Source organism: Streptomyces sp. Ac-502 (assembly GCF_045222935.1).
Classification (GTDB): Bacteria; Actinomycetota; Actinomycetes; order Streptomycetales; family Streptomycetaceae; genus Streptomyces; species Streptomyces monomycini.
This window is the reverse complement of the sequence record NZ_JBHFFO010000001.1, coordinates 2,683,098-2,695,885: the sequence shown is the minus strand read 5'-3', so window position 1 is coordinate 2,695,885 and position 12,788 is coordinate 2,683,098. Positions and strand designations below refer to the sequence as shown.

Here is a 12,788-nt window from a genome sequence, read left to right as displayed (position 1 = left end):
TCCGTACGCGCGCGGGCCGCCGGGCCGGCCGGACCTCGGCACCCACACCGCTCGCACCGCCCGCTGTTTTGCTCGTATTGCTCGCGCGTCAAGACCTTGTTAACGAAAGTTTCGGCCACCTACCGTCGCCTCGACCGCCGTCCCGGGCGGTGTTCGAAGGCGAACGTGAGGTACCCCCATGCTGACAATCCTCGGATTCGTCATGATCGCCACCTTCCTGGCGCTGATCATGACGAAGAAGATGTCGCCGATGGCAGCGCTCATCCTGATCCCCGCGCTCTTCTGCCTTCTGGTGGGCAAAGAGGCGCATTTGGGCGAGTACGTCCTCAAAGGCGTGGGCGACCTGGCGCCGACCGCCGCGATGCTGATGTTCGCCATCATCTACTTCGGCGTGATGATCGACGTCGGGCTGTTCGACCCGGTGGTCCGGGGCATCCTGCGGTTCTGCAAGGCGGACCCGGTCCGGGTCGTGGTCGGCACCGCGCTGCTCGCCGCGATCGTCTCGCTCGACGGCGACGGCTCCACCACCTTCATGATCACGGTGTCCGCGCTCTACCCGCTCTACCGCCGCCTGAAGATGAGCCTGGTGGTCATGACGGGCGTCGCCGCCACCGCCAACGGCGTGATGAACACCGTCCCGTGGGGCGGCCCGACCGCCCGCGCCGCCACCGCCCTCAAGCTGGACGCCGGCGACATCTTCGTCCCCATGGTCCCGGCGCTGGCCACCGGCCTGGTCGCGGTCTTCCTCCTCGCGTACGTCCTCGGCCGCCGCGAGCGCAAGCGGCTCGGCCTGCTCACGCTCGACGACGCCGGGGCCGCGACGGAGCGCCCGGCGCCCGGGCGGACGGCCGGCGAGCCGGTGCTCGCCGCGGCGACCGGGGGATTCGGGGCCCGCGTCCGTACGACTGTCCTGCGTACGGCGGCGCTGCGTACGGCGAAGGCGCGTCCCGCGGTGGCGGTCGGCGGCAGCGGCGGCTCGGTTCCCGCAGGCACCGCGACCGGTGGCGCGGCCCCCGGCACCGACGGTTCGGCTCCCGCAGGCACCGCGACCGGTGGCGCGGCCCCCGGCACCGACGACTTCCAGGGCCTGGACCCGCACCGCGCCACCCTGCGCCCCAAGCTCTACTGGTTCAACGCCGCCCTCACCGTCGCGCTGCTGGTCCTCCTCGTCCTCCAGACCCTGCCCATCCCGGTGCTCTTCCTCCTCGGCGCCGCCACCGCGCTCACCGTCAACTTCCCCCACATGCCGGACCAGAAGGCCCGTATCGCCGCACACTCCGAGAACGTCCTGAACGTCTCCGGCATGGTCTTCGCCGCCGCCGTCTTCACCGGCGTCCTCACCGGCACCGGCATGGTCGAGCACATGGCCCGCTGGCTCGTCGACAGCATCCCGGACGGGCTCGGCCCGCACATGGGCATCGTCACCGGCGTCCTGAGCATCCCGCTCACGTACTTCATGTCCAACGACGGCTTCTACTTCGGCATCGTCCCGATCCTCGCCGAGGCGGGCGCCGCGCACGGCGTCGGCGCCCTGGAGATCGCCCGCGCCTCCCTCGTCGGCCAGGCCCTTCACATGTCCAGCCCGCTGGTCCCCGCCGTCTACGTCCTCGTCGGCATGGCGAAGGTGGAGTTCGGCGACCACACCCGCTTCACCGTGAAATGGGCGGTACTGACCTCCCTGGTCGTCCTCGCGGCCGGCCTGCTGTACGGGATCATCTGACCCGTGGACGCCGCGACGCCCGGCCGGGGCTGGCTGCTGCGCCTGGTCATCACCTTCACCTTCGCCCAGGCCGCGGTGAGCATGGCCCGGCCCGCCGTCTCCTACCGGGCGCTCGCGCTCGGCGCCGACGAGCGGGCGGTCGGCGTGATCACGGCGGTGTACGCGCTGCTGCCGCTGCTGGTGGCCGTACCGCTGGGCCGCCGTACCGACCACGGCCGCTGCGCCCCGCTGCTCGTCGCCGGCGTCGCGCTGATCGCGGGCGGCTGCGCGCTCAGCGGCGTGGCGGGTTCGCTGCCCGCGATGGCCGCCTGGAGCGGGGTGATGGGCCTGGGCCACCTGTGCTTCGTCATCGGCGCCCAGTCCATCGTCGCCCGCCGCAGCGCCCCCGACGCACGCGACCGCAACTTCGGCCACTTCACCATCGGCGCCTCCCTCGGCCAGCTCGTCGGCCCGGCCGCCGCCGGACTGGTCGTCTCCGGGCACGACGGCGCGATGGCGGCCACCAGTGCCACCGCGCTCCTGGCCGCGGGCGCCCTCGCCGCCTTCGCCTACCTGTCCCTGTGGCGCCTCGAACACCGCCCGGCGGCCGCCTCCGGAGCCGCGCGTCCCGCCCGGGGACGTACGAGAACGGCGGCACGCACGCCGGTACGGAGTGCCCTGGGCACCCGGGGACGTACAACACCGGTGGCACGGACGCCCGTACGGAGCATCCTCGGTACCCGGGGCGTAGCGGCCGGCATCTTCATGAGCCTCGCGGTGCTCTCCGCGACCGACATCCTCACCGCCTACCTCCCCGTCATCGGCGAGGACCGGGGCATCGCGCCCGCCACCGTCGGACTGCTGCTCAGCCTGCGCGCGGCGGCCACGGTCGCCTGCCGGCTGGTCATGACGCCCATGATCCGGCTGCTCGGACGCACCGCCCTGATGGCGGGCAGCTGCGCGCTCGCGGGCCTGCTCTGCGCCGGGCTGACCCTGCCCGCGCCGGCCTGGACGCTGGCTGTGATGCTCGGCGTCCTCGGCTTCTGCCTCGGTGTCGGCCAGCCGCTGTCCATGACCACGGTCGTCCAGGCGGCCCCGGCGGCGGCCCGCAGTACGGCCCTCGCCCTGCGGCTGACCGGCAACCGCCTCGGCCAGGTCGCGGCGCCCGCGACGGCGGGCCTGCTGGCCGGACTGGCCGGTACCGCGGCGCCCTTCGCGCTGCTCGGCGTCCTGCTCCTGGCCGCGGCAGCCGTGGCCGCCCGCCCGCCGCGCGGGACGTCGGAGCCCGTACGTCCCGAAGGCGCTGTCAGCGCTCCAGGGAGTACGGGCGGTCCCTCGGCGCCTGCCCCCGGGAGCACCGGCGGCCCTCCGGAGCCCGCCCCCGGCAACGGGGCCCCCGCCAACCGGTGAAGGCCCCGCGCCGCCCGGCGACGGAACCCGCGCCACCCGGTGAAGACCCGCGCCCGCCGCACTATCGTGACCCCATGCCGGACCCGCCGTTGGAACGATTCTTCGACCAACTCGCCCCGACGTACGACCTGCTGTACCCGGACTGGACCACCGCCGTGTCCCAGCAGGGCCGCGCCCTCGACGGACACCTGCGCGCCGCGCTCGGCGACCGCGCGCACCGGGTCCTGGACTGCGCCTGCGGCATCGGTACGCAGGCCATCGGCCTGGCCGCGGCCGGGCACGCGGTCACCGGTACGGACCTGAGCCCGGTCGCGGCGGCCCGCGCCACGGCCGAAGCCGCCGCCCGCGGCCTGCGTCTGCCGACCGCCGCCGCCGACATGCGGAACCTCCCGTTCCGCGACGCCCTCTTCGACGCGGTGGTGTGCGCGGACAACTCCCTCGCCCTCCTCACCACCCCCGAGTCGGTACGCGCGGCCCTCGGCTCCATGTGGCGGGTGCTGCGCCCCGGCGGTCAACTCCAGCTCGGCATGCGCGCCTACGAGGAAGCGCGCCACGAACGCCGCGAAGTGCTGCCGGCTCGCGTCACCCGCCTCCCCGACGGCGGCCGGGCCGTCACGCTCCAACTGTGGGAGTGGCACGACGACGGCGAGCACTACGACTTCGACCTGGTCCAGCTGCTGCCGCGCGGCGACACCTGGGAGGTGCGCAGTCAGCGGGCGACCTCCTGGGCGCTGACCCGGGACCAGGTCACCGCCTTCGTCACGGCCGCCGGTTTCGAGCGCCCCGCCTGGCACGAGCCGGAGGAGGACGGCTATTTCCAGCCGCTGCTGACGGCCCGCCGCTGAGGGCCGGGCCGGACGCCGGCCGGCGCCTTCCCGGGTGGCCGGTACGGGGGCTGGCGCCGGAAAACTACCACCGCTAGTTTGGCCCGGCGAGTACCTTCGGGCTCACGGGACAGCAGCCGGCACGGGAGGGCGACGACGTGAAGCAGCACGACGCCATGTACATCGACGGAAGCTGGCGGCCCGCCGCCGGACCGGACACCATCGAGGTCGTCAACCCGGCCGACGAACGGGTCATCGCCACCGTCCCCGCCGGGACCGCCCAGGACGTGGACATCGCGGTACGGGCCGCCCGCGCCGCCCTGCCCGGCTGGGCCCGCACCGCGCCCGCCGAGCGCGCCGCCCGGCTGACCGCGCTGCGCGACCAGCTCGCCGGGCGCGCGCAGGAGATCGCCGAGACGATCACCGCCGAGCTGGGCGCGCCGCTGGCGTTCAGCAAGGCGGTGCAGGCCGCCGTCCCGGTCATGGTCGCCGGCTCGTACGCCGAACTGGCCGCCACGTACGCCTTCGAGGAGAAGATCGGCACCTCCACCGTCCTGCACGAACCGGTCGGTGTGGTCGGCGCCATCACCCCCTGGAACTACCCCCTGCACCAGATCGTCGCCAAGGTGGCCCCGGCGCTCGCCGCGGGCTGCACGGTCGTCCTCAAGCCCCCGGAGGACACCCCGCTGACAGCCCAGCTCTTCGCCGAGTGCGTGCACACGGCGGGCGTACCGGCCGGCGTCTTCAACCTCGTCACCGGGCGCGGCCCGGTCGCCGGCCAGGCCCTGGCCGAGCACCCGGACGTCGACCTGGTCTCCTTCACCGGATCGACCGCCGTGGGCAAGAAGGTCGGCGCCCTGGCCGGCGCCGCCGTCAAGCGCTGCGCCCTCGAACTCGGCGGCAAGTCCGCCAACGTGGTGCTGCCCAGCGCCGACCTCGGCAAAGCCGTCGGCGTTAACATCGCCAACGTCATGGCCAACTCCGGACAGACGTGCAGCGCCTGGACCCGGCTGCTGGTCCCCGCCGACCGGTACGACGAGGCCCTGGAACTGGCCGCCGCGGCCATCGCCAAGTACGTGCCGGGCGACCCGCTGGACGGCGCCAGCCGCCTCGGCCCGGTCGTCAGCGCCACCCAGCGCGACCGCGTCCGCGGCTACATCGAGCGCGGCATCGAGGAGGGCGCCCGGGTCGTCGCGGGCGGCCCGGAGGCCCCCGAAGGCCGCGAGCGGGGCTACTACGTCCGCCCGACCCTCTTCGCCGACGTCACACCCGGCATGACCATCGCCCAGGAGGAGATCTTCGGCCCGGTCGTCGCGGTCCTGCCGTACGCGGACGAGGAGGAGGCCGTACGGATCGCCAACGGCACGGTCTACGGCCTGGCCGGCGCGGTCTGGGCCGGCGACGAGGACGAGGCGGTCGCCTTCGCGCGGCGCCTGGACACCGGCCAGGTCGACATCAACGGCGGGCGCTTCAACCCGCTGGCGCCGTTCGGCGGCTACAAGCAGTCCGGCATCGGCCGGGAACTGGGCCCGCACGGCCTGAGCGAGTACCTCCAGACCAAGTCCCTCCAGCTCTGAGCCCGCCCCGGCCCGGGACGGCCGCCCCCGTAGCCGCCCCGCCCGGTGCCCGCGCCACCCCGCCCCCGTACCCGCCCCGTACGCCCACCGACCAGGGAGCCACCCCCGCATGACCCGTGCCGCCGTACTGACCGCCGTGGGCGCCCCGCTGGAGGTCGCCGAGATCGAACTGCCCGGGCCCGGCCCTGGCCAGGTGCGCGTCCGCCTGGCGGCGGCCGGCGTCTGCCACTCCGACCTGTCGCTGTCCGACGGGACCCTGCGGCAGCCCGCGCCCGCCGTCCTCGGGCACGAGGGGGCGGGCACCGTCACCGCCGTCGGCGCGGGCGTCGACACCCTCGCCCCCGGCGACCAGGTCGTCCTGAACTGGGCCCCCTCCTGCGGAAACTGCCACTTCTGCGGACTGGCCGAGCCCTGGTTGTGCGCCGACGCCGGCAAGGCGGCCGGCATCCCGTACGCCAAGCTCGCCGCCGACGGCAGCGACCTCTACCCCGGCCTCGGCACCGCGGTCTTCGCCGAGGAGACGGTCGTACCGGCCCACGCGGCGCTGCCGCTGCCGGCCGGTGTGCCGCTCACCGACGCGGCGCTGCTGGGCTGCGCCGTGCTGACCGGGTGGGGCGCCGTGCACCACAGCGCACGGGTACGGGCGGGGGAGTCGGTGGCGGTGTTCGGCGTGGGCGGCGTGGGCCTGTCCACCCTCCAGGCCGCGCGGATCGCGGGGGCGGGCACGATCGTGGCCGTCGATGTGTCCCCGGCCAAGGAAGAACTGGCACGCGCCGCGGGTGCCACCGCGTTCCTCGTCGCCTCCGACGACACCGCCAAACGCGTCCGCGGACTCACCGGCGGACACGGCGCGGACGTCGCGATCGAGTGCGTGGGCCGGGCGGAGACCATCCGTACGGCCTGGTCGTCCACCCGGCGCGGCGGGCGCACCACCGTCGTCGGCATCGGCGGCCAGGACCAGCAGGTCACCTTCTCCGCCCTGGAACTCTTCTACTTCGGCCGTACGCTCTCCGGCTGCGTCTACGGCAACAGCGACCCGGCCGCCGACCTGCCGCGCATCGCCGAACACGTCCGCAGCGGCGCGCTCGACCTGTCCGCCATGGTCACCGGACACATCACCCTCGACGACATCCCCGCCGCCTTCCAGGCGATGCGGGAAGGCAAGGAGGGCGCGCGCTGATCGTCTTCTGACCCGGCCGGCCCAGCGGACCCACCGTGCCGGGCCAGCGGTCATCACCTCCATGACCTGAGAGGTCATTGAGGCTCCGCCCCGGCCACGGCATCGTCTTCCGCACCGGCCACGCCAGGAGGAGACGCGTATGACCACCACGACGACCACCACGACCGGCACCGCGACCCGCCCCGCTCCGGCGGCCGGCCGGGAGCTGCTGCGCACGGTCCTGAGGATCGACAGCTGGAGCACCGCCGCGTTCGGCGTCGTCCTGCTCGCGGGCGGCAAGCCGCTCAGCGCACCGCTCGGCATCCCGACCACCTGGTCCCTCCCACTCGGCATCGCCATGCTCGGCGGCGCCGCAGCCCTCGCCCTGATCGCCGGCTACCCACGCATCCCGAAGGGCCCGGCCACGGCCGTCGTCGTGGGCAACGCCCTCTCCTTCGTGGCGATGCTGCTCCTGGTCGTCTCCGGTCTGCTGCCCCTCACCGGTCTGGGCAGCGTCTTCCTGCTGATCGGTGCGGTGGTGGTGGCGGTGTACGCGGTGCTGGAGTACGTGGGGCTGCGGCGGTATGCGGGTGCGGGGCAGGGCTGACGGCCTCGTGTGCCAGGACCGCGTCCCGGTAGGCCGCGAGGACCGGCTCATGACGGGCGCGGCTCTGCTGTTTCGCCTGCGTGCCGCGTCGAATCCAGTGGCTGCCGAGCAGCAGCCCGCCTGCTGCGAGGACATGCCCCAGCGTGTACGCCGACCAGTCGTCCCCCTTGGTGAAACCGCCCGGCAGCGAGCCGTTGAACCAGGCCCCGCCCACGGCGATCGCGGTGAGAACGCCGACCATGAGGGCGAAGAACGCCCCGACGACGAGCCGGTCCCGCTTGGCGCGCAGTCTGCGTACGCCGTCTTCCGCCGTCTTGAGGGTCGCTTCGTCCAGTGGGTCGAAGCCGTCGCGTTCGCGCGACCATGCGGCCACCTGGCGCGCCGCGGGGCTCTGCCGCACTTCCTCCGGGCGGGGGCCGCCCCGGACATCCAGAGCCGCTGTGGAGCCTGGCCGGGTGCCCTTCCGGTAGAAGAGCCACAGCCCCTTGGTCCCGTGTGTCTGCCGGGCGAAGCCCACCTCGCCCGCCACCCTTTCGGCTTCGGCCGTGGTGATGGCGGGAAAGTGTCCTGGGGCGACACGCACATGCCCTCGGGCATTCGGAGCCTGCGCCCGCAGCTCTCTTCTCAGCGCCTCCACCTGTTCGGCCCGCGGAATCTTCGTACGCTGCCGTCGGGTGTCCCAGGCGGCGTACAGAGCGAACACGGCGAACAGGGCGGTGACCAGCCAGACCCACCAGGGGAACCCCCACCCGATGTCGGCGCCGGGCGGAGCGGCCAGTGGAAGGTGGCAACGGTGGCCGTCGCAACGCACCATGATGTTCTCCCCGGTCGGCAGACAGAGTCCTGCTCATTCGCCGACCAGACTTCCCGGCACACCGTTCTCGAACGTACACGACGCACCGTCCGTGCCGCCCGGGGTGGTCGTGTCAGCGGCCGTCGGCGAGCGCCGGGCCGCCCGGACGTTCGTCCTGCTCCGGCCCGGCGGCTGCCGCCGGTTCCTCGGCCTTCCGCAGCCCCGGGAACGCTGGCGCCGCCGCCAGGAAGACGAGGGTGGTCAGGACGAACGGCCAGGTGAAGGTGTGGCCTCCGGACGGGGCGGTGAGTGCGGTCAGGGCCGGGGTCAGGGCCGTCGCGGTGGCCGCGCCGGCCACCGCGTACGCCGCGGTCCGGCGGCCGGACGGGAGGAACACCCCGCACAGTGCCATCGCGACCAGCACCGCGTTGTAGCCCGCCGCGCCGGACGCGATCTGGGCTGCCGGGGCGCCCAGGGCCCAGGCGGTGGCGATGCCGGTCACGCTGCCGACGACCGCCATCGTGCCCGCCGTGCGGTTCGCGACGAAGATGCCGGCGAGGAAGAGCGCGCCGACGTACCACTGCGGCATGAAGAAGATCTGGGCGACGTCGGCGAAGAGGGCGTGCCACAGGTCGGTGAAGGTCAGGGCGGTCGGTGGGCCGGCCGGCCCAGGGAGGGCGGCGGGGGACGCGGCCTGGTGCCAGACGCGCGTGAAGCCGGGGGCCGCGGTCGTCAGCGCGGTCGCCACCAGGCAGAACGGGAGGGTGAGCGTCGGGAGCCGCCAGGTGTTCAGTACGCGTGCGGTGGCTGCGGTGACGACGGTGACCACCACACTGCCGCCCACCGCGAGCAGGGCCGTGGACAGGTGCCCGGCGCCGAGGAAGACCGCGGAACCGACGGCCACCAGGCAGGCGTTGAAGCCTTCGAGTCCGGCGGTGACGCGTTCGCGGTCCACGCCCAGCAGGTGGGCCGTGGCCGTGCCCACCGCCGTGCCGAGGAGCCCGTACAGGCCGTACGCCCAGCCCGCGGCGAACAGCGCGACGGAGAAGACCGCGCCGGTGACCGCGCTGGGCAGGAAGTCGACCTGGGCCTGGCCGCGCAGGACGTGGCGCAGGTACCGGGGGCCGGGGCGCCGGGTCCAGGGGTGGTCCGGTCCCGCAGCGCGGCGATCGGGTCTCGCACGTCGTCTCCCCTCAGGCATCCGGAGCACGCCGTCGGGCCGTACGCGCTCCGCACCGGGACCACCCGGGCGGATGCACCCTACAGCTATCTGTGCGGGGGCGGGACGGATTCCGGGTGCCGCAGCGCCAGCCCGTCGACCAGCGCCAGCAGGCCCGTCTCGAACGCCCCCTCGTCGACCCGCTGCTGATGCTCGGCGAGCAGATGGGCCTGGCCCAGGTGGGGGTAGTCGGCCGGGTCGTAGGCGCTCGGGTCGGCCACGAAACCGCGGGCGAAGGAGCCCAGCGCGGAGCCCGCGACGAAGTACCGGACCATGGCGCAGATCCGGGTCGCCTGGGCCGGCGGCCAGCCGGCCTCCACCATGCCGCCGAAGGCCGCGTCGGCCATCTTCAGGCCGGCCGGGCGGCGGCCGGGGCCCTGGGCGAGGAACGGGACGATGTTCGGGTGCGCGGCGAGCGCCGCGCGGTAGGAGCGGGCCCAGGCCAGCAGGCCGGTGCGCCAGTCCGCGCCGGTGGCGAGGGCCGAGACGTCCACCTCGGCGATCACCGTGTCGGCGACCGCGTCCAGGAGGGCGTCCTTGGTCGTGAAGTGGTTGTACAGGGACGGCCCGCTGACGCCCAGTTCGGCGGCCAGCCGCCGGGTGGACAGGGCGGCCAGACCCTCCGCGTCGATGAGCGCGAGCGCGGTGGCGACGATGCGCTCCCGGCTCAGGAGGGGCTTGCGGGGTCGGGCCATGCCGCACATAGTAGAGGCTGCCGCCCGAAAACTAGCAGTGGTAGTTAATGGGTCGTCCGGCCGTTCCGGGCGGTCCGGCTGCCGCGTCCCTGCGCGAGGGGTCTTGATGAACCTGGAGTTGAGCGAGGAGCAGGCTGCCGCCCGGCGGCTCGCCGAGGACTTCGTGGACCGCGAGATCGCACCGCACGCCGCCGCCTGGGACCGCGCCGAACGCGTCGACCGGGGCATCGTGAAGAAGCTCGGCGAGGTCGGCTTCCTCGGCCTGACGGTCCCCGAGGAGTACGGCGGCTCCGGGGGCGACCACCTCACCTACGCGCTGGTGACCGAGGAACTGGGCCGCGGCGACTCCGCGGTGCGCGGCATCGTCTCGGTGTCCCTGGGCCTGGTCGCCAAGACGGTCGCGGCCTGGGGCGGCGAGGAGCAGAAGCGGCGGTGGCTGCCCCCGCTGACCTCCGGCGAGGCCATCGGCTGCTTCGGCCTGACCGAGCCCGGCACCGGCTCGGACGCCGGCAGCCTGACCACCCGCGCCGTGCGGGACGGCGACTCCTACGTCGTCAACGGCAGCAAGATGTTCATCACCAACGGCACCTGGGCCGATGTCGTGCTGCTCTTCGCGCGCACCGGCGACGCCCCCGGCCACAAGGGCGTCAGCGCCTTCCTCGTCCCCACGGACACGCCCGGTCTGGAGCGCCGCGAGATCCACGGCAAGCTGGGGCTGCGCGGCCAGGCCACCGCCGAACTGGTGCTGCGGGACGTGCGGGTGCCCGCCGACGCCCTGCTGGCCTCGGAGGGGAAAGGTTTCTCCGTCGCGATGTCGGCGCTGGCCAAGGGCCGGATGTCGGTCGCCGCCGGCTGCGTGGGCATCGCGCAGGCCGCGCTGGACGCCGCCGTCGGGTACGCCACGGAGCGCGAGCAGTTCGGCCGGGCCATCGCCCACCACCAGCTGGTGCAGGAGCTGATCACCGACATCGCCGTCGACGTGGACGCCGCGCGCCTGCTGACCTGGCGGGTCGCCGACCTGATCGACCGCGGCGAACCGTTCGCCACCGAGGCGTCCAAGGCGAAACTGTTCGCCTCCGAGGCGGCGGTACGCGCCGCGAACAACGCGCTCCAGGTCTTCGGCGGCTACGGCTACATCGACGAGTACCCGGTCGGCAAGCTGCTGCGGGACGCCCGGGTGATGACCCTGTACGAGGGCACCAGCCAGATCCAGAAGCTGCTCATCGGGCGGGCGCTCACCGGGGTGTCGGCGTTCTGACGGCGGGGACGGCGCGGGGTCGCCGCGGGGCCACTGAGAGGTCGCCGCGGAGCCGCCGGGGGGTCGCTGTGGGGTCGCTGTGGGGTCGCTGTGGGGCCCGCACGCCCCGCCCCGGCGGTTCTAAGCGCTTGCTCACCGGCGGAGTAAGGTGTTCGGTCCGTCGCGGATGGCCCGTGGCGGGCCGAGGATCGGGGTGCGCGATGGTCACGGAGGCGGAGCAGGCGGACGGCTCGGCGGAGGACTGGGCCGACGTGTCCCCGGAAGCGGCCCGCCGTCTGGTCCGTGCCGCCGTCGAGGCGTTCGCCGAGCGCGGCTACCACGCCACCACCACCCGCGACATCGCGGGCCGGGCCGGCATGAGCCCCGCCGCGCTCTACATCCACTACAGGACCAAGGAAGAGCTGCTCTTCCGGATCAGCGGCATCGGCCACGAGAAGGCCCTGCGGATCATGGAGGAGGCGGCCGGTGCCGACGGCGGCCCCGCCGAGCGGCTCGCCGCCGCCGTCCGCACCTTCGCGTGCTGGCACGCCCGGCACCACACCACCGCCCGGGTCATCCAGTACGAGCTTCAAGCGCTGAGCCAGGAGCACTACGCACACGTGGCCGGCCTGCGGCGGCGCACCGACCGTGCGCTGCGCGGCATCCTCCAGGACGGCGCGGACGCCGGGGAGTTCACGGTCGGCGACGTGCCGGGCACGACGCTCGCGGTGTTGTCGCTGTGTGTGGATGTGGCCCGTTGGTTCTCCGCCGAGGGCGCCCGTACGCCCGAGGAGGTGGGCGATCTGTATGCCGGACTGGTGCTGCGGATGGTCGGCGCGCGGGCGTAGGGCCAGGGGCGGCGGGGGCGGGCCTGTGGGGGCCGGGAGGGCATTGACACGGGAGGGCTTGCCGCACATGCTGAGCAAGCGCTTAGTCGGTGGGCGGGCCGATGGCACGGCCCGCGTCTGCGGAGCCTGAGGAGGCATACGGACATGGCAGAGCCCCGGGTGTTCGGATCGCTCGACGCACTGCGGAACGCGGTCGGCGAGGACCTCGGCACCAGTGACTGGCTGGAGATCGACCAGAAGCGGATCGATCTGTTCGCCGACGCCACCGGCGACCACCAGTGGATCCACGTCGACCCGGAGCGGGCCGCGTCCGGGCCGTTCGGCACCACCATCGCGCACGGTTACCTCACACTGGCGCTGCTGCCCGCCCTGGTACCGCAGCTGCTGCGGGTCGACAACGTCAAGATGGGCATCAACTACGGCGTCGACAAGGTCCGTTTCCCCGCCCCCGTCCCGGTCGGCTCGCGGGTGCGGGCGACGGCCCGTATCGCGGGCGTGACGGAGGTGTCCGGCGGCGTGCAGCTCGCGACGACGGTGACCGTCGAGCGCGAGGGCGGCGAGAAGCCGGTCTGCGTCGCGGAGACGCTCAGCCGCTTCTACCTGTGACCCTGGGCCGGGTGGCCGGGTGGCCGGGTGGCCGGGTGGCCGGGTGGCCGCGCTGCCGCCGGCCGGGCGCCGGCGCCGCCCGTGGCCGGGACGTCCCCCCGGCCCACCGGGCCT

The 12,788-nt window shown here is 74.0% G+C and carries 11 protein-coding genes and 1 pseudogene; 9 read left to right on the top strand and 3 right to left on the bottom strand.

What is annotated here, in order from left to right:
- Positions 1–178 precede the first annotated feature (178 nt).
- From ACEXOX_RS12175 to ACEXOX_RS12150, 6 genes and pseudogenes are all read left to right on the top strand, one after another.
- Positions 179–1,720 carry a CitMHS family transporter gene (locus tag ACEXOX_RS12175; RefSeq protein WP_406520484.1) on the top strand — a complete coding sequence of 514 codons (1,542 nt, stop codon included), beginning with the start codon at positions 179–181 and terminating at the stop codon, positions 1,718–1,720.
- A 3-nt stretch (positions 1,721–1,723) separates the two neighbouring features.
- Positions 1,724–3,109, top strand: a complete 1,386-nt coding sequence (locus tag ACEXOX_RS12170) for an MFS transporter (RefSeq protein WP_406520482.1) — start codon at positions 1,724–1,726, stop codon at positions 3,107–3,109.
- A gap of 74 nt (positions 3,110–3,183) precedes the next feature.
- Positions 3,184–3,954: a class I SAM-dependent methyltransferase gene (locus ACEXOX_RS12165; RefSeq protein WP_406520480.1), complete on the top strand. Its 771-nt coding sequence runs from the start codon at positions 3,184–3,186 to the stop codon at positions 3,952–3,954.
- Positions 3,955–4,091: 137 nt separating this feature from the next.
- Complete coding sequence (locus tag ACEXOX_RS12160; RefSeq protein ID WP_406520478.1) at positions 4,092–5,510, top strand: aldehyde dehydrogenase family protein; 1,419 nt, start codon at positions 4,092–4,094, stop codon at positions 5,508–5,510.
- 109 nt (positions 5,511–5,619) lie between these two features.
- A pseudogene (locus ACEXOX_RS12155) lies at positions 5,620–6,701 on the top strand (Zn-dependent alcohol dehydrogenase).
- Between the two features lie 128 nt (positions 6,702–6,829).
- Positions 6,830–7,276 (top strand): hypothetical protein, encoded by a 447-nt coding sequence (locus ACEXOX_RS12150; protein WP_406520476.1) that lies wholly within the window; start codon positions 6,830–6,832, stop codon positions 7,274–7,276.
- On the opposite strand, the gene ACEXOX_RS12145 is transcribed toward ACEXOX_RS12150, so the two are convergent.
- The 3 genes from ACEXOX_RS12145 to ACEXOX_RS12135 form a co-directional block, all read right to left on the bottom strand.
- Complete coding sequence (locus tag ACEXOX_RS12145; protein WP_406520474.1) at positions 7,167–8,090, bottom strand: hypothetical protein; 924 nt, start codon at positions 8,088–8,090, stop codon at positions 7,167–7,169. The genes ACEXOX_RS12150 and ACEXOX_RS12145 overlap by 110 nt on opposite strands.
- Before the next feature lie 112 nt (positions 8,091–8,202).
- Entirely contained in the window at positions 8,203–9,270 is a 1,068-nt protein-coding gene (locus ACEXOX_RS12140) for an urea transporter (RefSeq protein WP_406526313.1), read from the bottom strand.
- Between the two features lie 65 nt (positions 9,271–9,335).
- On the bottom strand, positions 9,336–9,983 hold the full coding sequence (locus ACEXOX_RS12135) for a TetR/AcrR family transcriptional regulator (RefSeq protein WP_406520473.1): 648 nt from the start codon (positions 9,981–9,983) through the stop codon (positions 9,336–9,338).
- A 106-nt stretch (positions 9,984–10,089) separates the two neighbouring features.
- Between ACEXOX_RS12135 and ACEXOX_RS12130 the strand changes: the two genes are divergently transcribed.
- From ACEXOX_RS12130 to ACEXOX_RS12120, 3 genes are all read left to right on the top strand, one after another.
- Positions 10,090–11,241, top strand: coding sequence for an acyl-CoA dehydrogenase family protein (locus ACEXOX_RS12130; RefSeq protein WP_406520471.1), 1,152 nt, complete (start codon positions 10,090–10,092; stop codon positions 11,239–11,241).
- Positions 11,242–11,441: 200 nt separating this feature from the next.
- Complete coding sequence (locus tag ACEXOX_RS12125) at positions 11,442–12,068, top strand: TetR/AcrR family transcriptional regulator (RefSeq protein ID WP_406520469.1); 627 nt, start codon at positions 11,442–11,444, stop codon at positions 12,066–12,068.
- A 144-nt stretch (positions 12,069–12,212) separates the two neighbouring features.
- Positions 12,213–12,674, top strand: a complete 462-nt coding sequence (locus tag ACEXOX_RS12120) for a MaoC family dehydratase (protein ID WP_406520467.1) — start codon at positions 12,213–12,215, stop codon at positions 12,672–12,674.
- Positions 12,675–12,788 lie beyond the last annotated feature (114 nt).

Bases quoted from the DNA above. Each gene is read 5' to 3' on its own strand.
- ACEXOX_RS12175 (WP_406520484.1), top strand. From the start codon at position 179: ATGCTGACAATCCTCGGATTCGTCATGATCGCCACCTTCCTGGCGCTG.
- ACEXOX_RS12165 (WP_406520480.1), top strand. From the start codon at position 3,184: ATGCCGGACCCGCCGTTGGAACGATTCTTCGACCAACTCGCCCCGACG.
- ACEXOX_RS12150 (WP_406520476.1), top strand. From the start codon at position 6,830: ATGACCACCACGACGACCACCACGACCGGCACCGCGACCCGCCCCGCT.
- ACEXOX_RS12145 (WP_406520474.1), bottom strand. From the start codon at position 8,090: ATGGTGCGTTGCGACGGCCACCGTTGCCACCTTCCACTGGCCGCTCCG.
- ACEXOX_RS12140 (WP_406526313.1), bottom strand. From the start codon at position 9,270: ATGCCTGAGGGGAGACGACGTGCGAGACCCGATCGCCGCGCTGCGGGA.
- ACEXOX_RS12135 (WP_406520473.1), bottom strand. From the start codon at position 9,983: ATGGCCCGACCCCGCAAGCCCCTCCTGAGCCGGGAGCGCATCGTCGCC.
- ACEXOX_RS12130 (WP_406520471.1), top strand. From the start codon at position 10,090: ATGAACCTGGAGTTGAGCGAGGAGCAGGCTGCCGCCCGGCGGCTCGCC.
- ACEXOX_RS12125 (WP_406520469.1), top strand. From the start codon at position 11,442: ATGGTCACGGAGGCGGAGCAGGCGGACGGCTCGGCGGAGGACTGGGCC.
- ACEXOX_RS12120 (WP_406520467.1), top strand. From the start codon at position 12,213: ATGGCAGAGCCCCGGGTGTTCGGATCGCTCGACGCACTGCGGAACGCG.